This is a genomic window from Paractinoplanes ferrugineus, assembly GCF_016862195.1.
Classification (GTDB): domain Bacteria; phylum Actinomycetota; class Actinomycetes; order Mycobacteriales; family Micromonosporaceae; genus Actinoplanes; species Actinoplanes ferrugineus.
This window is the reverse complement of the sequence record NZ_BOMM01000087.1, coordinates 1-24561: the sequence shown is the minus strand read 5'-3', so window position 1 is coordinate 24561 and position 24561 is coordinate 1. Positions and strand designations below refer to the sequence as shown.

Below are 24561 nucleotides of genomic sequence, written 5' to 3'. Positions count from 1 at the left end.
CCCCGTGGTCGGCCTGGTGGTCGGGCCCGTGGTCGGCCCGGTGGTCGGGGTCGTGGTCGTCGGGGTCGTCGGGGTCGTACCACCGGTGCAGGCGACGCCGTTCAGCGCGAAGCTCGACGGCACCGGGTTGCTGCCCGTCCACGAACCGTTGAAGCCGAACGACGCCGTGCCACCGGTCGCGAGCGCCCCGTTGTAGGCGACATTCTTGGCCGTCACCGCCGAGCCGCTCTGGGTCACCGTCGCGTTCCACGCCTGCGTCACCGTCTGGCCCGCCGGGAACGACCACGTGAGAGTCCAACCGGACATCGCGTCACCGAGGTTGGTGATGGACACGTCGCCGTTGAACCCACCCTGCCACTGGGACGACACCGCATAGTTCACCGAGCATCCCGCGGCGGCCGCGCCGGCCGGCATGGCCACGGCCACGGCAGCCGAGGCGAGACCGACAAGGCCGGCCGACACCAGAGCGGCCTTGGCCGCCCAGAATCTGTTCATGAAGCTGTCCTCCCGGCGCGGATGCGCATCGACGAAACTTAATGCGTTCGACACGCTACGGGAGCGCTCCCAAACCTACAATGAGCAGGCAAAACGTTTGATTCGTAACGCTTTTTTAGCGACTGTTTAGGTGCCGTCCGCTAGGCCACCGACGCCTCGCCCAACACGGCCACGGCGGCGTGCGGGTCAGGCACCGAGACGGTCACGATCCGGCCCGTACGCAAAATCAGCCGCAACGCCGGCCCGGACCGGACCGTGCAGTTGGTGCGGCGCGGAGTCCACCAGAATCCGTAGGCCACCCGCCACGGATGCTGATCGACGACCTCGGCCCGCGCGATCTCCCCGATCCGGTAGACCGCCCGCGGCCATCCCACCACCCCGAACCGGATCGCCACCCCGTTGGGCCCGGCCGTCGTGCGCACACTCGTGCCGGTCAGCAGATTGGCCAGGAGCGCCACCGCCACCAGCACCGCGATCGCCCACCCCTGCGCGTCACTGAACATCAGCAGCGGCACCGTCAGGGCCACGCTGAGAATCACCATCGGCCAGTTGGTCACCCGGCCGGTGTAGATCGAAAACCGGCCCTGGCCGGGAAACGTAGATGTCATCACGGGGCACCGCCCTCTCCGTCGTTCATGTCAATTTCTCGATAAGCCGGATGAGATCCCCGCGCCCGAGCCCGTGCCGGCGCGCCACCGCCACAAGCGCCTGCGCCGCCTCGGTGACCGCCGCCGGCTCCGCCATCGCCGACGCGATCCGCGCGCCCCGCCCCCGCCGAAACTCGAGCAGCCCCTCATCCCGCAACTGCCGATAGGCCACCAGCACCGTGTTCCGGTCCACGGCCAGCGCCCCCGCCAACTCAGCCGCCGGCGGAAGCTGCTCCCCCACCGCCAACTCCCCGGACGCCACCCCTTGCCGCACACACCCAGCGATCTGCTGGTGCAGCAGATCGCGCGACGAATGATCGATTACCCATCTCATGGTGCTAGCATTATCAGCACCATTAAGTCAGCAAGTCAACCTCCTCGCCCCTCCCCACCCCACCTACGCCCACCCCGCGCCCACCCCGTCGCACGCGTGAAATGACCGTTCCGGGCACCTTCTTCACCGACGATGCGCCGGCCGGGTCGAACGCAGGCCTGGTCCCGCAGCCGGACCGGCCGACCAGGTCAGGTCGCGCGAGTCAGTTCGTGCAGGTGTCCCGGCAAAGCGTCGGCCGGCCAGCTCGCAAGGCCGTCCGGACGCATGATCGCCTGAATGTTCGCGCCGAAGTCGCGGGTCGAGCAGCACAGTGGACGAAACGATGACTAGTGGCGTCACTACGTAATTCATCGGTAACCACGCCACCCCTATTTCCGTACTCGGAGCAATTGAGGGGTGGTGAGCGGCCGATGGACCGTGGGTGGATGGCGAGCGGCTTATCCGCGACCGGAAGGACCCGCCCGTGCTCGTCACCGTGGACAGCGCCGCCGAGGCCAGGAGGCTCGCGGGAGCCAAGGCGGCCAACCTCGCCGCCCTGAGCGGGTCGGGCGTGCGGATCCCGCCGTGGGCGGCGATCAGCAGCGCGGACTTCGACCGGCTCGCGGACAGCGAACTGACCGAGCTGATCCGCGAGGCCTACGAGCGCGCCGGGGGCGGGGCGGTGGCCGTACGTTCCTCGGGCCTCGAGGAGGACGGCAGCGCGCACTCGTTCGCCGGGCAGTTCGACACGTTCCTCAACGTCACCGGCCTCGACGAGGTCCTCGACAAGGTCCGGGCGTGCCGGGCCTCGGCGTTCTCCGAGCGATCCCGGCACTACCGGCAGGGCAACGGCCTGGCCGGCGAACCGGCGGGCATGGGCGTGCTGATCCAGCGGATGGTGCGCGCCGAGGTCAGTGGCGTGCTGTTCACCGCCGATCCGGTGACCGGCAGGCGTGACCGGTTCGTGGTGAGCGCGGTCTACGGACTCGGCGAGGGCATCGTCTCCGGCGCGGTCGACGCCGACACCGCGATCCTCGACGCGCGCAGCGGGACGGTGCTGGAGACCGAACTCGGCGACAAGGCCGAGCGCTACGACCATGCGGCCGGGGGCGGCTGCGTCGTGACCGCGGTGCCGGAGGCCGAGCGGGCGGCGCTGTCGCTGGCCAAGGTGGACCTGGCGGAGCTGCACGCGGCCGGGCGCGAGATCGCCGAGTTCTTCGGCGGGCCGCAGGACATCGAGTGGGCGGTCGCCGACGGTCAGCTGTGGATCCTGCAGGCCCGGCCGATCACCGCCCGGCCCGCCGGCGCCGACGGCGAGCTGCGGATCTGGGACAACTCCAACATCGTGGAGAGCTTCCGCGGCGTCACCTCGCCGCTGACCTTCACCTTCGCGGCGATGGTCTACGGTGCTGTCTACGACAGTTTCGCCAGGTCGCTGCGGGTGCCCGACAGGCAGCTGCGGCAGATGCGGGAGTGGCTGCCCAACCTGCTCGGCAGCTTCCACGGCCGGGTCTACTACAACCTGCTCAACTGGTACCGGCTGCAGCGGATCCCCCCGTTCTACGACATCAACCGGCGGCTGCTCGAGGTCGCGATGGGCGTCGACGAGTCGCTGCCGGACGAGATCGCCGAGACGCTGTACCCCTACGAGTTCGACTCGGCCCGGCAGCGGCGAGCCGCCCGCGCCCGCACCACCGCGACGTTCTTCTGGAAGTTCTTCCGGATGGACCACGACGTCAAGCGGTTCACCGCCTACTTCTACGAGCAGTACGCGGTGTTCGACAAGCGCGACTACGCCTCGATGCCGGCTGCCGAGACCTACCGGGCGTTCCAGAAGCTGCACCGCGACCTGCTGCTGCGCTGGGGCCCGATGCAGATGCTCGACTCGACGATCCTGCTGTCGATGGGCGTGCTCACCGTGCTCGGCCGGAAATGGCTGCCGGACACCGCGCCGCAGTGGCTGACCTGGGCCGCGGCCCGGCCGGGCGCGGACGTCGAGTCGGCCGAACCGGCCCGCGCGATGACCGCCCTCGCCGCCCTGGTGAAGTCGGACGACCGGCTGATCAGCTTGATCCAGGAGACCGAGCCGGCCGCGATCCCGGCCGCGCTGGCCGAGCACGGCCACACCGAGCTGCTCGCCGCGGTCGAGGCCTATGTGGCCGAGCACGGCTACCGCAGCCCCGACGAGCTCAAACTGGAGGTGCCGGACCTGCGCGAGGACCCGGCCAGTCTCTACCTGATGCTGCGTGACGCCCTGCGGGCTCCGCCGGAGACCGAGGGCAACGACACCGCTCAGGAATACCTCGACCAGCACCTGCGCGGGCCGAAACGGTGGATCTACGAGCTGGTGCGCCGCAAGGCCTCGAGGTCGCTCGCGCACCGGGAGCGGCTGCGGTTCTGCCGGACCCGGGCGTTCGGGTCGGCCAAGCAGATCCTGCGGGCGCTCGGCCGGCATCTGCACTCGGTCGGCGCGATCGACCGGTTCGAGGACGTCTTCCTGCTGCGCCTGGACGAGCTGAGCGGGGCGTACGAGGGCAAGATCGCGCACGACGAACTGCGGGACGTCGTGGCCGTCCGGCGCCGTACCCAGCAACGGCAGTCGACCCTGAGCGCACCGCCGCGGTTCGAGACCCGGGGCGCGCCCTACTGGCAGGGCAACCTCGACGGCTGGACGGCGCCCCAGCAGGACGTGGGCGAGCTGCGCGGAACCCCGTCGGCGCCGGGCATCGCCACCGGCCGGGTGGTCGTGGCCGACCGGCCGCAGGACGTCAACGGCGGCATCCTCGTCACCTACAGCACCGATCCGGGCTGGGTGGCGGCGCTGCCGAACGCGGCCGGCCTGATCATCGAGCGCGGCAGCCCGCTCACCCACGTCGCGATCGTCGCGCGTGAGCTGGGCGTGCCGACCATCGTCAAGGTCAAGGGCGCCACCCGCGAACTGCGAACCGGGATGTTGATCAGGATGGACGGCGGCAACGCCACGATCACCGTGCTGGAGACCGCATGAACGTCCGTGGCTGGCTGACCGACCCCCGGCCGGGGCGCGGCCTGCGGCTCGCCACCGACGACGGGTGGGATTTCCACCCGTACGCCGAGCTGGCCCTGGCCGCCCGGCGCAGCGGCGCCGCCATGCTCACCGGCGGAGCCCGGCCGGGCGACGTGGTCTGCCTGCTGATGCCGACGGGCTACCCGGCGCTGTGCGCGTTCTTCGGCGCCTGGGCGGCGGGCCTGACCCCCTGCATGATCACGCCGCCGAGTTTCCACCGCACCGCCGAGTACGTCGAGCTGGTGGCGTCGATCGTGCGGCAGGCCCGGCCGGCGCTGGTGGTCACCGACGAGAAGTACGCCGACCTGGTGGAGGTTCCGTTCCGGCACCGGGAGGCCGCCGATCCGATCGACGTGCTGCCGGTGGCCGCCGACGATCTGGCCATCCTGCAGTTCACCTCGGGTTCCACCGGCACGCCCCGAGGCATCCCGGTCACCTGGCGCAACCTGACGGTCAACATCGAGTGCTCGCGCGACTGGTGCGACTGGCGGGACGGCGACGCGGGCGCCTCGTGGCTGCCGCTCTATCACGACATGGGCCTGATCGGCACGATGCTGACGACCATCTGCAGCCAGGGCGACCTGTCGCTGATGCGCCCGGCCCAGTTCCTGCGCGACCCGGCCCGGTGGCTGGAGCGCATGACCACGGCGGCGGTGAGCGCGTCCCCGCCGTTCGCTCTCGAGTACGCGGCGGCCCGCGTCCCGGCCGAGCGCATCGCCGGCTTGGACCTCTCCGGCTGGCGCACCCTGTTCGTCGGCGCCCAGACGGTCGACCCGGCTGTGCTCGACCGGTTCGCCACCGCACTGGAACCGGCGGGCTTCGACCCGTCGGCGTTGCGCCCGGCCTACGGCATGGCCGAGACGACCCTCGGGGTGACCGCCACCCGGCCGCGCACCCGGCCGCTCGTGGTGCGGGTCGACCCGGACACGCTCCGCTTCGGTCAGCCGGTGAAGGTGGAGCACCGGTTCCGGCTCGGCGACGAGCCGGTGCCGGCCGGCGGCGGCTGGCTCACCGGCTGCGGCGGCCCGGTGCTGGACACCGCGGTCGGCGTCGTCGACGAGGACGGCGCGGAGGTGCCCGACGGCTGTCTCGGCGAAATCGTGGTGAGCGGCACCACCGTGACCACCGGCCGATCCGCCGGGAGCGACGCGGGCGAGGGCGGCGCGGGCGACGGGCGCCTGCGGACCGGGGATGCCGGGTTCCGGTACGCCGGCGAGCTCTTCGTGCTCGGGCGGATGGGCGACAGCCTCAAGGTCAACGGCCGCGTCGTCTACGTGGAGGACCTGGACGCGGCGGTGGTCGAGGCCACCGGCCTGGCCGCGGCGCGATGCGTGGTGGTCAGCGCGCCGGAGACCGACCGGGCCGGCGTCGCGCTCTTCGTCGAAGGCCGGCGCGGCGAGTGGGAGACCACCGCGGCGGCGGCGCTGCGGGCCCGGATCGGCCCCGGTGCGCGGCTGCGGTTCGTCGTCGGCCACGGCCTGATCAAGCGGACCACCAGCGGCAAGCCCCGCCGCCGGGCGCTCTGGCAGCAACTGCGCGACGACAGCGACCGCTTCCCGACGATCGAGGTGGCCCCGTGATCCTGTCCGAGGCGCAGATCGCGTCGCTCGCCGAGCAGACCCTGGCCCGCATCAGCGCCCCCGCGGACGCCGCCCTGCTCCTCGAGGGCTCGATCGCCGAGGGATTCGGCAACTCCCGCTCCGACATCGACTTCCTGCTGGTCGCCGACCAGGAGGCGGACATGCCGACGATGCCGACGATCTTCTTCGTCGACGGCCGCCGGGTGGAGATCCGCACCCGGTCGGTCGGCCAGATCACCAGGCATCTGCTCGACGTGGCCGGGCACCGCGGGCGGATCACCCGGCTCGACGAACACCTGCTCAACCGGTGCCAGCGGTTCCTGCGCGGTTACCCGGTGCGGGGCGCGGACCTGATCAGAAAGGTCCGCGACAATCTGGCGTACGAGGACTTCGCCGCCGTCATGACGAAATGGTGGGCCGAGCACGCCCGCCAGTCCGTCCGGCACGCCGTCATGCTGACCGCACTCGGGCAGCCGGAGCCGGCCGCCGGCTGGATGCGGGCCGGTCTGCAGCAGGCCGCGAAGAGCTGGGCCGCCCGGCACGGCGAGACCTACCTCGAGCCGAAGTGGCTGTCCCTGCAACTCGACAGGCTCGCCGCCGATCCCCTGGTGGAGCGTTACCGGCGGGGCGAGGCGACCGCCGCCGACCTCGGCGTGACCGGTTGCGACGAGCGGCCCGGCCAGCTCACCGTGGAGCGTCCCCGCGAGGTGACCACCTGGCAGATCGGCGACCGGGTCCACCTCGTACGCGACCGGCAGGACGTGTTCGTGCTGGGCGCCGAGGCGGCACGGGCGTGGCGCCGGATCGTCTGGGGCCGGCCGCTGGTCTCGCCGGCGGATCCGCCCGGCACCGGTGACCTGGTCGCGGCGTTCGTCCGGTTCGGCCTGATCCGGGTCGCCTGGCGCGGCTCCGACATCACCCCGCGGCTGCCGCTGGCCGCCCCGGCCGGCAGCGTCACCCCGGCACCCGCGATGACCCAGCCGATCCTGAGCATCTCCGGCGCGAACCCGACTCACCCGCGCTCGATCGACCTGGTGCCGCTGCCGGCCCACCGGTTCGCCGCCGCCGCGATGGCTCTGGTCTGGGGCAACGTCATGGTCGAGAACGCCGTCGAGGACCTGCGCGGCGCCCTCGACCGGGAGCAGTGGGGGGTCGCCGCGCTCGCGACCGCGCGGGCCGTCAACGGCGGGCTGCGGGCCCTGCTCTGCGCGCACGGGGTGAGCCCGCTGCCCAGCGACCCCGACCTGATCCACCGACTCGACCTGCTCCCGACGCCGCAGCCCCGCATCGCGGAACTGGCCCGGAGCCTGTCGGACGGCACCCCCGACCTGACCGCCCTGGCCGAGTTCGTCACCGCGGTACGGGCGGCGACGGGCGGCGACGCGTTCCCGTCCTCGTTCGACTCCGCCGACGGATGGCAGCACACGCTCGACATCGGTTACGACTGGCTGCGCCTCGGCGCCTACCTCGACCAGCAGCTGCCCCTCGACGAGGCCCAGGACCTGCTGTCCAGCGGCGGTGCCCAGCCGCACACCACCACCAAGGAGGCCCGATGACGACCGAGGTGTACGCGGTGATCGGCGCGATGGCACCGCACCGGGCGGGCGAGATCGGCGCCGCCACCCGGTTGCGCGACGACCTGAGGTACGACTCGCTGCGGCTGATCGAGCTGGCGATGGCCCTCGAGAAGCACTTCGGCCTGCCACCGCTGGACATGGGCGAGAGCGTCGACGTGGTCACCGCCGGCGACGTCGCCGACCTGGTGCGTCAGGTGCGGGCATGAACGTCCTGGTCACCGGCGCGGCCGGGCTGGTCGGCGCCGAGGTGTGCGCCCGTCTGACGAGGAACGGCCACCACGTCATCGGGCTGGTCCACCGGGTACGCACCCTGACCGCGAACAACGGCCGCCACGTCCGGGCCGAACTGGTCACCGGGGACGTCACCCTCCCCCGGCTCGGCCTCGACGAGCCGAGCCGGCGGCTGCTCGCCGCGCGGGTCGACCTGATCGTGCACTCGGCCGCGATCACCGACTTCGGCCGGCCGCGCGAGACCTACGAGGCGGTGAACGTGGCCGGCACCGCGAACGTGCTGGACCTGGCCACCGAGGCCGGCGCCCGACTGATCCACGTCAGCACCGCCTATGTGTGCGGCGAGCAGGACGGCCACATCCTGGAGACCGCGCTCGACGCCCGGCAGCGGTTCGGCAACCACTACGAGCGCAGCAAGTTCGACGCCGAGCTGCTGGTGCGCAAGGCCGCCGCGGAGGGGCTCGCGACCACTGTGGTGCGCCCCAGCGTCGTCGTCGGCGCCACCCGAACCGGCGTGGTCCGCGAGTTCAAGAACATCTACGTGGTCCTGAAGCTGCTCTCCGAGGGCCGGGTCACCGCCATCCCGGGCCACTTCGACGCGTGCGTCGACCTGGTCGGCGTCGACCACGTGGCGGCGCTGATCGCCGACGTCGCCGAGAACCGGGCCGACGGCCTGACCCTGCACGCGGTCGGTTCGTCGGTGTCGATGCGCCACGTCTCGGACGTACTCGCCGAGTATCCGTCGTTCCGGGTGCCGCGTTACGTCGCCCCCGCGACCTTCTCCCCGGCCGCGCTGCCCGGCGTCGAACGCGCCTACTGGGACCGGATGCTGTCGCTCTACGAGAGCTACTTCCGCCGCCGTCAGACCTTCGACGACACCGCCGCAGCCGGCCTGCGCACCAACCGGCGTGCGACGAACGGCCCCGATCAATTGCGCAAGATCATCGACTACGCGGTCCGGGCCGGCTACCTCGGCGCGCCCCTGCCCGGCGTCGACGAGGCGCTCGCCGAGGTCGGCCGATGACCTACGGGCCGCCGTTGCCCGGCGGACTCACCCACGACCCGGACAAGCGGCGTCACTTCAGCACCGACAGCTACTTCATCGAGACGTACGAGCAGCTGGCCGACCTCACCGGCAACGGCGTCGAGTTCGCGACCGGACATGCGTTGTTGCTGCTCAAACCCGATGCGGTCGCCTCCCGGTCGATCGGCGCGGTGCTCGGCTGGGTGCGTACGACCGGCCTGCGGGTGGTGGCCGCCCGCAGGCTCCGGATGACCCGCGGCGCCGTCCGGGCGATGTGGCACTACCAGCTGAACCGGGCCACGCCGGCCCGCTCGCGACTCGCCGACGCCATCTGCCAGTCGAGCGATTCGCTGGTGCTGCTGCTCACCGAGGACGGCGCCGTCCCGCCGTCGGTCGCGCTCAGCCACCGCAAGGGCCCGGCCGACCCGGCCCGGCGCCACCCCGACCAGTTGCGCGCCCAGCTCGGCGACTTCGGCTTCCTGCTCAACCTGGTGCATGCCTCGGACGAACCCGCCGACGTGGTGCGCGAGCTGGGCATCCTCCTCGACGCGGACGAGCGCCGCGACCTCGTCACGCAGGCTTTGCCCGGCATCGACCGGCACGACCGGGCGGCCGAGCTGGCCGACCAGCTCTACGCCTCCGCGCCGGCCCACGACCTCCGCTTCGCACCGGCCGCCGCCCGCCTCGCCGCCGAGCTCACTTCGCTGCTGGCGACCCACGAGCTCCCCGCCACCGTCCGGGCGGAGCTGCGCGCCCACCTGGACGCCGCCGCCTGGGCCCCGCTCGTCGACCTGATCTGGCGGGCCGGCCTGCCCCTCGCCGGCTGGGACCTCACCGTCGTCGGCTGCGGCGCCCTGGCCCTGTCCCGCCCCCAGTACGCCCAGCTGCTGCGCGGCGCCGACCTGTCCCGCTGGCGCGAACCCGCCCGGGCCACCGCCCCATGACCGTCCCCTCCCCCGGCCCGGCCACAGCGCCACCGACCCGGCCCGCGCCCGCCGCGAGACCCGACGACGCCACCCGGGCCAACCCGGACGGGCGGGCCGGGGTGCTCGCGCGGGGCGCGGAATTTGTCGGCGCGGTCTTCGCGCTGCCGGTGCACGTCACCTACGCGGTGCTGTGGGTGGCGGCCTTCGAGGCGGCGTCGGCGGACGGGGGCTGGCGGCCTACGGGCGGGACGGGTCTGCGGGCGGCCACGGTGCTGGCGCTGCTGTTCTACCTGCGGTTGGTCGACGAGCGGAAGGACGAGGCCTACGACCGGGTGCACAACCCGGACCGGCCGCTGGTCACCGGGGTAGTCACGGCGGTCGAGCTGCGCCGGGCCGGCCGGCTCGTGATCGCCGTGGTGGTGGTCGCGAACCTGCTTCACGCACCCTGGTCGGCGGCGGCGACGGTGGCGTTCTTCGGCTACGCGGCGGCGCTCACCCCGCTCGAGCGGCGGTTCCCGGTGCTGCGCGACCGGCCCCTCGTGAACATCGCCGTGGTGTATCCGGTGCAACTGCTCATCGGGGTCTACCTGCTCGTCTCGGCCGGTGCGCACGGCGTACGTCAATGGGTGCTGGTCCTGGTCTTCGCCCTGGCCTTCCTGCATTTCGAGTTCGCCCGCAAGACGAGGTGGGGCGCGGCGCCGGGGTCGCGGAGCTACTCGGCCACCGCGCTCGGGCCGGTCGGCAGCGCGCTCGTCGCGCTCGGCTGCGCGGTCGCGGCGTGTGGCCTGGCCGCGGGCTCGGGCGCGCCGTGGCCGAGTGTCGCGCTGGTCTTCCCGGTCGCCGCCGCGAGCGCGTTCCTCGGCCGCCGGGTGACCGTCTGGCCGAAGCCCGCCGCGATGCTGTTCCTGATCGTCTTCGACGCCGCCCTGATCGTCGCCGGGCTGGTCGGCTGATGGAGATCGGGGTGGTGCTTCCGCAGGGTGAGCTGCACGGGGGCGCGCGGGAGCTGGGTGACTTCGCCCGGGCGGTGCAGGAGCTGGGCTTCCGGCATCTGCTGGCCTACGACCATGTGCTCGGCGCCGACCCGAACGGGCATCCGGGCTGGTCCGGGCCCTACGACGTGGACAGTCCGTTCCATGAGCCGCTCGTGCTGTTCGGCTATCTGGCCGGCGTCTGCGACCTCGACCTGGTGACCGGCGTGCTGATCCTGCCGCAACGGCAGACCGGCCTGGTCGCGAAACAGGCGGCCGAGGTCGACCTGCTCTCCGGCGGCCGGCTGCGGCTGGGCGTCGGGATCGGCTGGAACAGCGTCGAGTACGCGGCACTGGGGCGCCCGATGAGCCACCGCGGCGCCCGCCTCGACGAGCAGATAGCCCTGCTACGCGCCTTGTGGACGCGGCGATCGGTCACCTTCGCGGGTAGCGGCGAACTGGTCGAGGCGGCCGGCATCGCACCACTTCCCGGCCGGTCGATCCCGATCTGGATCGGCGGTGCGTCCGACGCGGCCTATCGGCGAGCCGGCCGCCTCGGCGACGGCTGGCTGCCCCGCCTGCAGCCCGGTCCCGAACTCGACGCCGCCCGAGCGGCAGTCGCGGCGGCGGCCCGCGCGGCCGGCCGCCGGCCCGCGGAGATCGGCATGCACGGCCGGATCCGCTCCTCGCCCGGCTTCGCGGCCGGCGTCCACCGGTGGCGGGCCGCCGGGGCCACCCACCTCGCGGTGAGCACGCTCGGGGCCGGCTTCACCTCGCTGAAAGAGCACTTGGGCGCGCTGCGGACGGTCGCCCGGGAAGGAATCCTCGATGCGCACTGACACCACCGTCGAACCGTCCTCGATCCACCGGCGGCACACCGAGACGGTGTTCCTCACCGACGTCCAGCCCGCGAGCGGTTGCGGGGCAGGAGGTTTCCGGGCGGCGGCGATCCTGCCGGCGGGGCACGCCTATTACGCCGCGCACACCGCCCCGGCCAACCAGCGGCTCGACCCGATGCTGGTGCTCGAAGCCTGCCGGCAGGCCCACAATTACCTGGCGCACACCTACTTCGACGTACCCGGCGACGCCGCCTTCATCCTGAACGCCTTCGCGCTGCGGCTCGCCCCCGACGCGTACACCAGGATGCCGCCGACCGGCACCGCCCTGCTGGAGATGACGCTGCCGGCGCCGGGCGCGCAGCGGGCCGGGAGCCGCACCCGCAGCCTGACCCTCGAGTTCGCGCTGGTCCTCGGCGACGACCCGATCGGCCGGGCGAGCATCAGCGTCGGCTACGCGTCGGCGGCGGCCTACCGGACCCTGCGCACCCGGTGCCGGGGCGACGCCGTGCCCACCTCGGCCGACCTGCCGCCCGCCGACCGTACCGGCAGCGTCCCGCCCCCGGCGGTCGGCCGCACCGAACCCGCCGACGTCCTGCTCGCCGACCTCACCGGCGACCGCGCCCGGCTGATCGTGCCGGTCGAACACACCGGGCTCTTCGACCATCCGCTCGACCACGTCCCCGGCACCCTGCTCATCGAGGCGGCCCGCCAGCTCGCCACCGCGCTGAGCCCGGACCCCCGCTCGGCGGTGCTGAGGAGCATGAGCGCGACCTTCCAGACCTTCGCCGAACTGGACGCCCCGGTCGAGCTGACCAGCACCGCGCTCGGTGGCGAACTGATCGTCACCGCCACCCAGTCGGGCACCGCGGTGGCAACGATAGCGACCGACATCGCCTGACTCGTCGACCACCGCCGGCGAGATCCAACCGGAAACCGGAAACGGACCGCCTCACGGGCGAGACCGGCGTCGCCGGTCCCGGGCGGGTCATCGCCACCGCGAATCAGTCGAGGGTGAACAGGACGTCCGGGCCGATGTCGCGGCGGGTCAGGCCGGGCACGCCCTGAGCGCCCAGGGCCAGCTCGAAGGGGGTGCCGACGACCCGGTCGCGCACCACCACGACGCTGCGGATGCCGTGCTGGCGGAGCAGGTCGAGGCTCTGCGCGCTGGGGAAGGTCTGCATGGTGTCGCGCACCTGCTGACGGTCCGGCGGGTTGTAGCTGGCGACCCCGTTGACCATCTTCGGGAAGCCCTCGGTCGACCAGATCATGGTGGTGCTGTCGAAGCCGTCGTCGCTGGGCAGCACCACGAACGGGGCGGGGGCGGCGGCCATCGCGGCGGGCCGCGGGGCGATCCGCACGTGGGCCAGGTCGGGCAGGCCTTCGGCGAGCACCGCGACCAGCAGGGGGACGGTGACGACGAGGGCGGCGGGCCGGCGCCATTCCGGCAGGGTGGCGTTGCGGGCGGCGCGGGCCAGCCCGGCGACGAAACCGGCGGCGAGAACGGCGAGCAGGATGGTGGGCCAGAGGATCAACCGGCCGGGGGTACGGCTGCCGTCGAACCCGGGCACGTAGAGGTAGAGCAGGCGGTAGGTGGGGCCGTTGGTGCCGAGCGCGAACAGCACCCCCACGACCGTCCCGGCCAGCATCAGCAGCCGTTGCCGCATCGACCAGATCGACAGGAACATGCCGCCGAACGCGAGCAGGTAGAGCGCGTAGCCGCAGAGCAGCGCCTTCTCGTTGTCGGCGACGCCGAGCGCCATTCGGCCCGGCTCGTGCATCTTGCCCCAGAGCAGCGTCGGGCCCGGCGCGACCAGCAGGCCGCGCAGTGTCGGGGAGAACGCGCCGGTGTACTCCCAGGACCGGAGCACGTCCGGGTAGAGCTCGCGGATGTGCTGGTAGGCGTACGCGAAATAGCCGGTGACCGCGGTGAAGAACAGGCCGCCGCCGAGGTCGCCGAGGATCAGCCGCCCCGGCAGCGGCGGACGGCCGCGGACCAGCCAGCCGACCCCGGCGCACAGGAACGTCAGGGCCAGCATGTAGACGAAGACGAGTCCGACCCCGAAGCCCAGGCTGACCTGCCAGGCGGCGACCACCCAGCCGGCGATCGCCCAGCCCGGCCGCACCCGTTCGCGCAGGTAACCGCGGGCGAGGGACCAGCCGTGGCCGCGGGCGAGCATCGCGAACGCCAGGGTGATACCGCCGGTGGAGAGGATGTTGAGGTGGCCGATGTGGCCGTACCGCCAGGGCGTGTAGGCCAGGGCAGCACCGGCCACCGCCGCGGCCACCCGGCCCGCGCCGAGCTGGCGCACCAGGGCGTAACCGCCGAGGAAGGCGAGCCCGAAGGCGAACACGAACAGGATGTTGTAGCGCAGCAGCGCGGCCGTCATGCCGTGGCCGATCAGCCCGGCCGGGACGTAGCCGAACAGGGTGTCGTTGAGCGCCAGGCCGTACTTGGCCGGGTAGAACGCGTTGGACTCCCACCACCCGCTCAGGCCGTGCTTGAGCGCGTGCCCGTCCCAGGCGACCAGCCAGGCCTGGGCGGCGGTGTCACCACCGTCGCCGGCGATCGTGGTCGCCGGGTTGCCGATGGTCGCGGGCTTGACACCACCCGACGCCAGGTCGGCCGCGTAGGGCGGGATGAGCCAGGTCATGGCGATGGCGAGCAGGAACGAACCGATCGTGGCGGCGCCCCACTCCGGCAATCGCAGGCGCCTGGCCGGCTGGTCCGCCTCGGTGACCGCCGGGGCGACGTCGGGCTCGGTCGCGACATCGGACAAGGTGATCCCCCGGGAAACTCATGACATCCAGCGGGGTGACGCTAACATGACGCTTCGCAATCTCATAGAAGTAATTCGATGCGACACGGCCCGGGAACCGTTCGGTTCCCGGGCCGTGTCGGCCGGACCACGGATTACGAGATACGAATCCGGGCGGTGGTGCCGTCCTCGGCCAGCACCCGGATCTTGACGCCGACCGCCGGGAGCTTGACCCCGTGGTTCGGCAACTCGTCGTAGAAGTACTTCTGGGTGTCGTCGAACAGCGGCTGACCGGGCTGCCCACGGACGTAGGAGGCCTTGCCGTTGATGTGCAGCGTCATCGAGTCGGCCTTACGCAGACCGAACGGCGCGTCGTACACCTGGATCCGGGAACTGAACGGCAGGCCGTCCATCCGGTAGAACGGCTGCGGGTGCGAGTCGATGTAAAGGTTGCGGCCCACGCCCGGGTGCCAGTTGGTGTCGTTGTCGACCTGCGAGGTGTCCCAGTACGAGATAAGCACACCCGGTTGGTAGGAGTAGTGCTCGACCCAGTCCGGCTTGGTGTTGAGGAAGCCGAAATTGTAGGGCCCGGTCTTGAGATAGCGGTCGTAGGAGACATAGGTGCGGTGGCCGGCGATGTAGTAGTTGTCGTACTGCCCGGTCGCACTGGTGCCGACGGTGCTGAAGCCCTTCAGCGTCCACGGCGAGGTGGTGGCCTCGGCGTCGTCGCTGAACAGCACCGTGGCGCCGTCGGTGACCCGGAGGTCGTCGGAGAAGAACCCACCGGCCGAGAACCCGCCGTCGGTGCGGTAGTAGAACTGCAGATAGACATTCTGCCCGGCGTACGCGCCGAGCGGCACCGAGATGTCGACCCACCGGTTGTCGGTGCTGCCGTCGATCGCGGGCCGCGGCGGGTTGGCCCCGTCCCGGCCGAACGGCCGGCCGTCGACGGTGCCGTCGAGAGCGGTCCATCTCTGGCCGTCGAGCGACGCCCGTACGTACAGGTAGTCGAAGCCTTCCTCGATGTTGTACCGCGCCTTGAGCGACAACGCCGGAGTGGTCGTCCCGGTCAGGTCGAATCGGCGGGTCATCGAGTTCCGCAGGTCGTCGGCATTGCCGGAGAAATACTGCCGGCTTCCGGAGAACGGGGCGCCGAACTCGGTCGTCACCGTCTTCTTCGGCAGCACCACGACGGCCGCCTGGGCCTTGTCGCTGTTGTATTCCTGCGGGCCGAGTTCGAGGGTGCGTTTCTGCTTGGCCACCACCGTCTCGTAGTCGAGCCAGCCGAGCTGGAGCTTGTTCCACGCGCCCAGGTCACCCGGCCGGGTGCCGAGCGGCTCACCGGCGGCGTTGAGCCGGCTCTGCGCCATCAGCGTCCAGTACTCGTTGTTGCCGTTGCCGCCGGCGAGGACGTTGTAGTCGTCCGGCAGGCCCAGGTCGTGGCCGTACTCGTGGGCGAACACCGACAGCCCGCCGTTCTCCGGCTGGATGGTGTAGTCGCCGATCCACAGGCCGGTGTCGGCGATCTCGGTGCCCCCGAGCAGGTTGCCGGTCGGCCCGCGGTCGCCCTCGTCGTCGCCGTAGGCGAACGCGCGGTGGCTCCAGATGGCGTCCTCACCCTGGTAGGGATCACCGTCCGCCTCGTCGCCGCCGGCGTGCACGATCTGGAAGTGGTCGAGGTAGCCGTCCGGCTCGTTGAAGTCGCCGTCACCGTCGAAGTCGTAGCGGTCCCACTGGTCGAACGTCTTGAGCTCGGCGACCACCTGAGCCTTGGTGCGACCCCGGGCGAGCTGGTCGGCGACCCACTGGTTGGCGGCGTCGCGCACCAGGTCGTACGTCGTGTTGCAGACGTTGCTGGAGCAGACCTCGGGGTCGTCGCCGTTCGCGTCGGCCGGGTCGTCGCCGGACCGCCCGTACCGGGCCTCGTTGTATTTGACCTTGACCCAGTCGGTGACCGTGCCGTCGACGCTGTAGCGCCCCGACGACTGGGTCTCGTAGTAGGTCTTGACCGACTCGACGTTGCGGCCCTTGCCGAAGTAGAGGTCCTGGTAGTGCTTCTGGGTGTAGTCGGCCTGCCACACGGTCGTGTTGTCGGCCGTGCGATCGGGCGCCGGGATCTGGTTGTGCAGCGGCCCGTCGAAGCGCTGCGGTCCCGCCGTGCCCGGGTCGGTGTCCTGGTCGGGGAAGCGCGGGTCGCGCTCGTTGCCGAACTCGGCGAGGATCACGAAGATCCGGTCGGTCCGTTCCCGCGCCAGTTCCACGTATTGGTCGCGGTTGTCCGGCGAGCCGCCCCGGTGCTTGGCCTTGCCGCCGAACGCCCCGCCACCGGCGGCCTGGCCGACCTTGACGACCGTGCTGCCGTTGCGGACCTCCGGCTTGGCGCGACCGGACAGGACGTCGCTGACGCCCTTCTCCCGCAGCGCCCGTCGTTTCTGCTCGAGCGGGCTGATCAGCTCGTCACTTCGTTCGGCGGGTTCGGCGGCGGTGTTGCCCGCCGGCGGGGCGGCCACGGCCGCCGGACCGAGCGAGACGCCCAGTCCGGAAGCCAGGCTCAGACCCAGCAGACCCGCTAAGAGTTTGCGCATCGATTGTTCCCCCGGAGCGGTCATGCCGGGACCCACAGGTGTTACGGGTCTCGGCCCGGTTTCAATGTGGACCGTCACGGCCCGCCTAGGAACGTAGGCATCGATGACCTGCACTGGGAATACTTAGACGGATCCCTATTCAATTTTTGCGGGGGACGCTTCTACGGGTGTTTCACCCGAGAAGGTGACGCAAGGTATCCCGTCCGACGGGCCTGACTAAACCGCCCGGCGGGACTCCGCGGTGAGCAACTTGTCCACGTTTCCCTGCCAGCTGCTGCCGGGCACGGTGAGCACCGGGATGGCCTTGCGCAGCCGGCGGCCGCGGCGGAACTCGCTCAGGATCGTCCGCAGGACGCGGGTCCCGTCCTTGAAGGTGTTGAGGTTGCTGACCCCGTGGATGCGCTCGTGCTCGATGCTCGACACCTCGGTCACCCGCATGCCGCCCGCCGCGACCCGGATGTTGATCAGCGTCTCGATCTCGAAGCCGTCGCCCCACAGCTTGCCGCCGCCGGCCGGGGCCGGCAGGTCGGTCGCGGGCAGGTCCATGACCGGTACGGCGCGGCGCCAGAACGCGTTGTAGCCGTAGCAGAGATCGGTGAACTTCGTCCCGAACAGCCGGTTGACGAACATGTTGAGGCCCATGTTGCCGGCCTTGCGCAGCGGCGTGATGTCGTGGCTGTGCCCGCCCTTGCCGAAGCGCGAGCCCTTGGCGAACTCGGCCCCGCTGATCAGCGCCTCGACGAAGCGGCTGATCTCCTGGGGGTCGGTCGAGCCGTCCGCGTCGATCATCACGATGGCGTCACCCGTGCAGGCCGCGAACCCCACGGCAAGAGCGTTTCCCTTTCCGGTACGCGTCTGGCGCACCACCACGACGTCGGGGCGCAACTCGCGGGCGACCGCCACCGTGTTGTCGACCGAGCCGCCGTCGACCAGCACCACCTCGTGCAGCCCGGCCGGCAGCGCACCGAACACGTGCGGCAGGTTGAGCTCCTCGTTGAGGGTCGGGATGACGACGCTGACCAGGGGCGCGCGGCGGGGTCCACCCGGCTCGCTGCGGCGGCGGTCCGGCGTTGATCGAACGGTGCTGCGACGGTCCTGAGTCATGAAAGAAATCTAACTAACTCGGACATTTCATGAAATGGGCGAATGGTGGAGCCCGGGTCACCGTTTCGGCGCGCCCGCCGCCGGGCATCCGAGACGCATGTTCCCAGCTGAGAACCTGCGCGACTGGCGTGGCGAAAAAGTGATCGACCCCGACGGCAGCAAGATCGGCGACCTCGAGGCCGTCTACGTCGACACCGCGACCGACAACCCCGCCTTCGCCACCGTGAAGGTCGGCATCATCGGTCGCCACCGCCTGGTCTTCGTACCCCTGGACGGTGCCACGGTGAGCCCGAGCGCGGTCCGTGTCCGCTACGAGAAGAAGCTGGTCGGCGACGCCCCGTCGATCGACCTGGACGGCGAGCTGTCGGCCGCCGACGAGCCCAGGTTGTTCGCCCACTACAACCTGCCGTACGAGACCGGTGCGGGCGGTGAACGCCAGCTGGCCCGCCGCTGACTCCCGCCCCGGGCCGGGCGGGCCGGAAGGCCCTGCCCGGCCGGCCGCCGACCGGTAAGGCTGATAGCCGCACGGCGGCTATCAAGGGAGCACGCGATGAAGGACCAGAAGCCCGCGATCGAGCAGCACGACGACCGGTGCCCGACCTGCCACGGTCTGGGCGAGGGCTGCACCACGACGGTCTGCCACGGCCTCGACTCGGACTGATCACCGGGCCGGGCACGACGGCGCCGACCGTCAACGGATCGCGGAGCCACTCGCGCCGGAACCCGTCGGTGATCGTCACCGTTCCACTCTGGACGCCGGAGGCCACCCCGACGAACCGCTCGACTCTTTCCATCCCAGTGACCACACCCTGCCGTGGGAGTCATCAGATGACGCCAGCAGGCACTCATGCGGACCGCCGTCACCGCTGGGCGGGAGTTGGGAAAACCGCGGCCCGGACGCCCTAGCCTGAGGTCATGTCGTACGTCGCCACCCGTGACGGCCGCCGGAATCGCAGCGCCGCACGCCGTGCCCCAGCCGTCCCCGACCGGATAGACGATCTCCACGGCAACAGCCTCGGGGTCCTCGAGGTGCCGCACCACATGAGTTGCGGCCACGCCAGCCGCCGCCGCTACGACCTCGAGGACCCCGCCCAACTGCGCACCGCCTATCAGCAGGTGCTGTGCGAGGCGGCCGGGTGCGGCGAGATCGAGGACCTGATCAACCCGGCCACCCTCCGGCAGGTGTGGCGCGACCTGCACCTGCCGTCCCGGGTCCGGGAGGCGTGGGAGACCCGGCACCCGAGCCTGCGCCGCACGGTGAACCGCACCAAACCGGAATCCGTGCCGCGCGCCGCCGACAACGGCTTCACCCGGCGTGGCCGCCCGCGGACCACCCGGACCACCACCCTGCGACCCGCCCTCGCCCGCTGATCCCGGCCCGGCCCGCTCCGCTCCGCGGGGCCCGGCGCCGGCGGCGTAAATCGTTTGCGGCGTCGGCCGGGTGTGCTCGAGTCGACGCATGTCGATCACCATGCGATCCGCGACGCCGGAGACGTGGAGCCCCCGCGGCGGCGACCGGTAGCCGAGCGTCAGCCGGGCTCGGACTCGTGACCGGCCGGGTGGGAGCGCAGCAGACCGTCGTACGCTCGCTCGGCGGTCAGGTCACCGCTCACCACCCGGTGGATGGTGCGGGTGATCGGCATGGCCAGGCCGTGCTGGTCGGCCAGCCGGACCGCCGCGTGCACGGTCTTGACCCCCTCGGCGACCTGTCCCATCTCGGCCAGGATGTCGTCCAGGCTGCGACCGCGGCCCAGCTGCTCGCCGACGTAGCGGTTGCGGGAGTGCGGGCTGATGCACGTCGCCACCAGGTCGCCCATCCCGGCCAGTCCGGCCAGGGTGCTCGGCTCGCCGCCCATCGCGACCGCGAGGGTGGTCAGTTCGGCGAGGCCGCGGGAGATCACCCCGGCCCGGGTGTTGTCACCGACGCCGAGACCCTGGGCGATGCCGGTGGCGATGGCCACGACGTTCTTCAGCGCCCCGCCGACCTCGCAACCGATCACGTCGTGGTTGGTGTAGACGCGCAGCAGGCCCCGGCGGAACACCCGCTGGATCTCCGCGGCGACGGTGCGGTCCTCGGTGGCGATCACGGTGGCCGCCGCCATCCCCGACATGATCTCCTTGGCCAGGTTGGGCCCGGTGAGCGCGGCGGCCGGATGCCCCGGCAGCACCTCTTTGATCACCTCGGTCATGCGCAGCAGCGAGTCGCGCTCCAGCCCCTTGCTGAGGCTCACCACCGGGATCCACGGGTGCAGGTCCGGGCGCACCTGCTCGAGGGCCGACCGGAACGCCCCGGTGGGCACGCCGACGACCAGCAGCTCGGCGTGACCGGCGGCTTCGGCGAGGTCGGCGGTGGCGCGCAGCCGGCTCGGGAGCGGGAAGCCGTCGAGATAGCGCCCGTTGGTGTGCTTGGTGTTGATCTCTTCCGCGGCGGCGGGACTGCGCGCCCAGATCAGCGACTCGTGATCCCGGCGGGTGAGCACCGAGGCGACCGTGGTGCCCCAGGAGCCGGCACCCAGCACGGTGATCCGCATCAGGACGCCGACAGGACGTCGACCACGAACCGCAGCGCGCCGGCCGGCTGGCCGCCGCTCGGGTGCTCGCCGTAGGCCAGGTCGGCCGGGATGTCGAGCTGCACCCGGCTGCCCACCTTGACCCCGACCAGCCCCTGGTCCCAGCCCTTGATGACCTTGCCGGCCCCGGCCTGGAAACTGAACGGCTCGGAGCGGCTCCAGGACGAGTCGAACTCCTTGCCGTCGCCGTAGGTGACACCGACGTAGTTGACGCTGATCGTCTGGCCACTCCGGACCGCCGCGCCGGTCCCCTGGATCAGCGTCGTCGTCTTGAGCTCGGTGACCGCGCCACTGCCGGCGGTCGCGGCCGGCTTCTTGCCCAACGCCGGGTCGGCGCCCGCGGGCACCGGCGGGAACGCGGCCGCCGGGGCGGCGCTCGGGCTCGCGGCGCCGGGGTCGGCGGCACCCGGAGCGGCGGCGCTGGGATCGGCCGGGGCGGCGGCGGGGCTCGACGACGAGGAGTTGCCGATCCACACGAAGAGCCCGATGACGAGAGCCAGCACGACGACCGCCGCGCCCGCGACGGTCAGCACCTGACGGCGCTTGCGCATCACCCGGGCGCGCGCTTTGGCGGCCTTCGCCTCGGCCCGTTTCTCGGCCTTGGTCTTGAGCGGCGGGCCGGCGGGCTTGAGCGGCCGGGCCGGGCCGGCCGGGCGGCGAGGAGAACCAGCAACGGCACGCTTGTCGGCCGCGTCGCCGCGGCTCGTTACGGAATCCGGCACCGCCCGACAATACGACACCCGGCTACTCCGGCTTCACCTTCTTCCCGAGCAGTTTGCCGAACTTGGCCGCCCACGCCTCGTCGATGTGGACGAGCACCGCGTCGAGATCCCCGAAGATCTGCCCGAGCCGGGCGTTGAGGAAGTTCGGGTTGTTGACCACGTCGCCGAAAGCGTCCCAGATGTGATCCCAGGCGAACGCCCGCGGGATGTCCTTCTCGCCGGCCGCCGGGGCGAGGGCCTGGCGCAGGGCGCGGCCGGTCAGCTGGCTCCCGGACCGGGCGAGGGCGCGGTCGACGACCAGATCCTGCAGCAGGTGGGTGGCCGCGCCGTGCTCCGGCGCCGTCTTGACGATCGCCGAGATGTCCAGGAACGACTCACCCTTGGTGACGACGTCCGCGAAGAAGGCCGGCTCGGTCAGCTCCAGTTGCCCCGGCAGCAGATTGATCACCTCGTCCGGCGCCTTCTTGGACAGGTCGAGCACGGCGGCGAGGAACGCCTCGGCCTTGTCGCCAAGATCCAGGTGCAGGGTGACGATCCGGCCGTCGGTGACGCTGCGCAGGGCCACCTCGAACGGCTTCCCGACGCCCCGGGCCGCGAGATCGATCGCCCGCGCCTGGACCCGGGCCACCGTGTCGGCGACGGTCTCGGCGTCGGTCAGTGCCTCGTACGCGACCCGCAGATCCTTGGCCATCTGCGGGTTCGTGCTGTCGAACAGGGCCATCGCCTGGCCCAGCGGCTGATCCGGGCCGATCTCACCGATCGGCGTGGCCGGCTTCGCGTCGCCGAGCGCCTCCACGGTCTGCGCGCGTACCTTCGCGGTGTTCGCCACCGCCTCGTCCAGCAACGCCGCGTCCCCACCGGTCGCGCGGACCAGATCGTCGAGCCCGCCGGCGTCGCCACCCACGCCGGCCAGCATCCGCTCCAGCTTGACGGTGTCCCCACCGGCCGCCGCCAGCAGCCGCTCCAGCACCGCCTCGTCGGCGATCACCGCGCGCAGCCGGGCCAGCGCGGCCGCCTCGGCGCCCGCTTCCGCGGCCACCCCCAGCCCGAACAGCCGGCCCGCCCAGCTCACGAACTTCGCGCCGAGAACCAGCGAGGCCACGTCGAAGGTGGCACCGCCGACGAGCTTCCCCTTCTCGTACGCCGACAGGGTGTCGTCGGAGAATGCCTTGTAGAGCTTGTAGCCCGCCATGCACGCGACCACCACGACGCCGATCGCCAGCAGTACGCCGGAGATCGCCGCGACGAACGACGCGACGGCCGCCAGCGCCGCGAAGACCGCCACGATCCCGGCCAGGCCGGCCACCAGCGCCCCGATGATCACCGCCACCACGACGACCGCCAGGGCCACCAGCGCGATGACGCCCAGCACCTTGATCATTTCCCACGCGGTGGCCAGGAAACCCACCACGAACCCGGCGACGAACCCGACCGCGCGATCCCACCAACTCTCGTTCTCGATCTCGGCGGCCCGCTCGTCGATCCGCCGGCCCACCTCGTCGAGCATCTTCTGCTGGGCCGCGATGCCCTCGCCGACCCTGCGGGCCACCTCGGCGAGCCCGCCGGTCTCCTGCTCGGCCCACTTGCGGTCGGCGTCGGCGAGCGCCCTGGCGAAGGTGCCGGTCACGCCGGTACGGATCGTCGAGTACTCGGCGAGCGTCTCGTCGGCCTGCCCGGTGATGCCGTCCACGGTGGCGCGCGCCGCGTCGCCCGTACGCTGATTGAAATCGGTCGCGGCCTGTGCCGCCGGCGCCGTGAGCAGATCGGCCTGCTGCCGCATGTCGTCGGCGACCGTCCCGGCGGCGAAGCCCATGCCGCTCGCGCTGCCCTGCACCAGCCGGTCCAGTTCGCCGAGGACTTCGCCGGCCGCCGCGTCCAGCTCGGCACCGGCCGCCGTCAGGTCGGCCACCGACCGGCCGGTGAGCGCGTCGGCGACCGCCGCCACCTCGTCCAGCCCGCCGGCGATCTCGGCGACGGCCGCGTCGACCCCGGCCAGCCCGGCCTGCAGGCCCTGATCAATCGCAGTCGCAGCGGCCGCGGCGGCGCGCGCCACGTCACCCGCCGCCGCCCGCATGGCCCCGAGTTGCTCGACGACGGCGTCCCGGTCGCTCGCCACCTGAGCGAGCGCCTGCTCGGCCGCCCGGTCCACCGCGGACACCGCCGCCGCCCGCCGATCGATCACCCGCTGCCGCGCCGACGCCAGATCCGCTCCCGCCATCTGCTCGGCCACCGCCGCGCCCTCCCCGCGGAACTTGCCGGCCAGCGCGGCCATGTCGGTGCGGGCCGTCCCGGCGGTGGCCGCACCCGCCTTCACGATCTCGCCGGCCGTCTCCTGCGAGATCTCCCGCGCCGCCCGAGCCTTCCGGGCGCCCCGTTTGGTGGGCTCGAGCGTCGCGGCCCGGCCCTGCCCGACGGCGACCGCCTGCCCGGCCCGCTCCCGGGCGCCGGTGACGGCCCGCTGCGCCTCCCGCTCCCCGCCGGCGACGGCGGCCGCCGCATGCCGCTCCGCGGCACCGAGAGCGGCGGCCTGGCTCTCCCGCAACGCGCCGTCCAGGGCCGACAGGGTCGCCTCGGCCTCCGCGTCGATCCGACCGATCTCCCGTACGCGCGCCGCCCGCACCGCCGCCTCGGCCCCACCGGCGGCCTGCACCGCCGCGACGATGCTCTCCTCGGTGACGGCCAGGATCCGCGCCGCCTCGCCGTCCGCCGCCGCCCGGATCCGCCCACCCTCCGCCTCCGCGGCCGCCCGCAGCGCCGCCCGTGCCTGGTCCCCCGCCGCCACCACCTCAGCGCGGCGCGCGGCCACCCGCTCCACCAGGGCGGCGACGCTGGGCACCTGTGCCACCTCAGCCGCCCCGGCCACCGCCACCGGCCGCCGACCACCCGCCCGCTTCGCCACCACCGGCGCCGCCGGCGGGGTCGCCGCCGCAGCGGGCGCCCCGGCACCGAACGCGGGCGCCGCCATCGCCACGGGCGCGGGCGAAGCGGGTGCGGGGGCAGCCGCTGCGGGTGACGCCGCTGCCGCAGCAGGCGCGGCGGATGCGGGTGACGCAGTTGCGGGCGCGGCCGGGGCGGCGGATGCGGGGCCGGGCGTCGCGGCAGGCGCGGGCATCGCGGCGGGCGCGGGCATCGCGGCGGGCGCGGGCATCGCGGCGGGCGCGGGCATCGCGGCGGG

21 protein-coding genes are annotated in these 24561 nt (G+C 72.3%); 11 read left to right on the top strand and 10 right to left on the bottom strand.

What is annotated here, in order from left to right; all coding sequences use genetic code 11:
• The 3 genes from Afe05nite_RS41290 to Afe05nite_RS41280 form a co-directional block, all read right to left on the bottom strand.
• The coding region (locus Afe05nite_RS41290) for a cellulose-binding domain-containing protein (RefSeq protein WP_203822807.1) at window positions 1-495 on the bottom strand (495 nt) is incomplete at its 3' end.
• 140 nt (window positions 496-635) lie between these two features.
• Entirely contained in the window at window positions 636-1103 is a 468-nt protein-coding gene (locus Afe05nite_RS41285; protein WP_203822806.1) for a hypothetical protein, read from the bottom strand.
• A gap of 25 nt (window positions 1104-1128) precedes the next feature.
• On the bottom strand, window positions 1129-1476 hold the full coding sequence (locus Afe05nite_RS41280; RefSeq protein WP_203822805.1) for a GntR family transcriptional regulator: 348 nt from the start codon (window positions 1474-1476) through the stop codon (window positions 1129-1131).
• 463 nt (window positions 1477-1939) lie between these two features.
• Here Afe05nite_RS41280 and Afe05nite_RS41275 point away from each other — a divergent pair, with 463 nt between their 5' ends.
• Genes Afe05nite_RS41275 through Afe05nite_RS41235 form a run of 9 tightly spaced genes read left to right on the top strand, consistent with a single transcriptional unit; the run spans window position 1940 to window position 12547 of the window.
• Window positions 1940-4462, top strand: coding sequence for a phosphoenolpyruvate synthase (locus Afe05nite_RS41275; RefSeq protein ID WP_275407552.1), 2523 nt, complete (start codon window positions 1940-1942; stop codon window positions 4460-4462).
• The gene (locus Afe05nite_RS41270; RefSeq protein WP_203822804.1) at window positions 4459-6081 is read left to right on the top strand and encodes an AMP-binding protein; all 1623 of its coding nucleotides are present in this window, start codon (window positions 4459-4461) and stop codon (window positions 6079-6081) included. The genes Afe05nite_RS41275 and Afe05nite_RS41270 overlap by 4 nt, the downstream gene beginning before the upstream one ends.
• The gene (locus tag Afe05nite_RS41265; protein WP_203822803.1) at window positions 6078-7637 is read left to right on the top strand and encodes a hypothetical protein; all 1560 of its coding nucleotides are present in this window, start codon (window positions 6078-6080) and stop codon (window positions 7635-7637) included. The genes Afe05nite_RS41270 and Afe05nite_RS41265 overlap by 4 nt, the downstream gene beginning before the upstream one ends.
• A complete protein-coding gene (locus Afe05nite_RS41260) occupies window positions 7634-7864 on the top strand; it encodes an acyl carrier protein (protein WP_203822802.1) in 231 nt (76 codons plus the stop codon). The genes Afe05nite_RS41265 and Afe05nite_RS41260 overlap by 4 nt, the downstream gene beginning before the upstream one ends.
• Window positions 7861-8913 carry an SDR family oxidoreductase gene (locus Afe05nite_RS41255; RefSeq protein ID WP_203822801.1) on the top strand — a complete coding sequence of 351 codons (1053 nt, stop codon included), beginning with the start codon at window positions 7861-7863 and terminating at the stop codon, window positions 8911-8913. Before Afe05nite_RS41260 ends, Afe05nite_RS41255 begins: the two co-directional genes overlap by 4 nt.
• Window positions 8910-9857 (top strand): nucleoside-diphosphate kinase, encoded by a 948-nt coding sequence (locus tag Afe05nite_RS41250; RefSeq protein ID WP_203822800.1) that lies wholly within the window; start codon window positions 8910-8912, stop codon window positions 9855-9857. Before Afe05nite_RS41255 ends, Afe05nite_RS41250 begins: the two co-directional genes overlap by 4 nt.
• Complete coding sequence (locus Afe05nite_RS41245) at window positions 9854-10792, top strand: UbiA prenyltransferase family protein (protein ID WP_239118601.1); 939 nt, start codon at window positions 9854-9856, stop codon at window positions 10790-10792. Before Afe05nite_RS41250 ends, Afe05nite_RS41245 begins: the two co-directional genes overlap by 4 nt.
• A complete protein-coding gene (locus Afe05nite_RS41240) occupies window positions 10792-11649 on the top strand; it encodes an LLM class F420-dependent oxidoreductase (protein ID WP_203822799.1) in 858 nt (285 codons plus the stop codon). Before Afe05nite_RS41245 ends, Afe05nite_RS41240 begins: the two co-directional genes overlap by 1 nt.
• Entirely contained in the window at window positions 11639-12547 is a 909-nt protein-coding gene (locus Afe05nite_RS41235) for a ScbA/BarX family gamma-butyrolactone biosynthesis protein (RefSeq protein ID WP_203822798.1), read from the top strand. The genes Afe05nite_RS41240 and Afe05nite_RS41235 overlap by 11 nt, the downstream gene beginning before the upstream one ends.
• Before the next feature lie 103 nt (window positions 12548-12650).
• On the opposite strand, the gene Afe05nite_RS41230 is transcribed toward Afe05nite_RS41235, so the two are convergent.
• The 3 genes from Afe05nite_RS41230 to Afe05nite_RS41220 all read right to left on the bottom strand — a co-directional run bounded on the left by Afe05nite_RS41230 (window position 12651) and on the right by Afe05nite_RS41220 (window position 18094).
• Window positions 12651-14426: a hypothetical protein gene (locus tag Afe05nite_RS41230; RefSeq protein WP_239118600.1), complete on the bottom strand. Its 1776-nt coding sequence runs from the start codon at window positions 14424-14426 to the stop codon at window positions 12651-12653.
• Window positions 14427-14560: 134 nt separating this feature from the next.
• A complete protein-coding gene (locus Afe05nite_RS41225; protein ID WP_203822797.1) occupies window positions 14561-16990 on the bottom strand; it encodes an immune inhibitor A domain-containing protein in 2430 nt (809 codons plus the stop codon).
• A gap of 216 nt (window positions 16991-17206) precedes the next feature.
• The gene (locus tag Afe05nite_RS41220) at window positions 17207-18094 is read right to left on the bottom strand and encodes a glycosyltransferase family 2 protein (protein WP_203822796.1); all 888 of its coding nucleotides are present in this window, start codon (window positions 18092-18094) and stop codon (window positions 17207-17209) included.
• Between the two features lie 97 nt (window positions 18095-18191).
• Between Afe05nite_RS41220 and Afe05nite_RS41215 the strand changes: the two genes are divergently transcribed.
• The gene (locus Afe05nite_RS41215) at window positions 18192-18548 is read left to right on the top strand and encodes a PRC-barrel domain-containing protein (protein WP_203822795.1); all 357 of its coding nucleotides are present in this window, start codon (window positions 18192-18194) and stop codon (window positions 18546-18548) included.
• Window positions 18549-19009: 461 nt separating this feature from the next.
• The gene (locus tag Afe05nite_RS41210; RefSeq protein WP_203822794.1) at window positions 19010-19465 is read left to right on the top strand and encodes a hypothetical protein; all 456 of its coding nucleotides are present in this window, start codon (window positions 19010-19012) and stop codon (window positions 19463-19465) included.
• Window positions 19466-19623: 158 nt separating this feature from the next.
• Here Afe05nite_RS41210 and Afe05nite_RS41205 read toward each other — a convergent pair whose 3' ends face one another.
• The 4 genes from Afe05nite_RS41205 to Afe05nite_RS41190 form a co-directional block, all read right to left on the bottom strand.
• Entirely contained in the window at window positions 19624-20625 is a 1002-nt protein-coding gene (locus tag Afe05nite_RS41205; protein ID WP_203822793.1) for an NAD(P)H-dependent glycerol-3-phosphate dehydrogenase, read from the bottom strand.
• Window positions 20625-21386 (bottom strand): FKBP-type peptidyl-prolyl cis-trans isomerase, encoded by a 762-nt coding sequence (locus Afe05nite_RS41200; protein ID WP_239118599.1) that lies wholly within the window; start codon window positions 21384-21386, stop codon window positions 20625-20627. Before Afe05nite_RS41200 ends, Afe05nite_RS41205 begins: the two co-directional genes overlap by 1 nt.
• A gap of 22 nt (window positions 21387-21408) precedes the next feature.
• Window positions 21409-24222 carry a coiled-coil domain-containing protein gene (locus Afe05nite_RS41195; RefSeq protein WP_203822792.1) on the bottom strand — a complete coding sequence of 938 codons (2814 nt, stop codon included), beginning with the start codon at window positions 24220-24222 and terminating at the stop codon, window positions 21409-21411.
• Between the two features lie 10 nt (window positions 24223-24232).
• A partial coding sequence (locus Afe05nite_RS41190; protein ID WP_203822791.1) for a hypothetical protein occupies window positions 24233-24561 on the bottom strand: 329 nt, incomplete at its 5' end.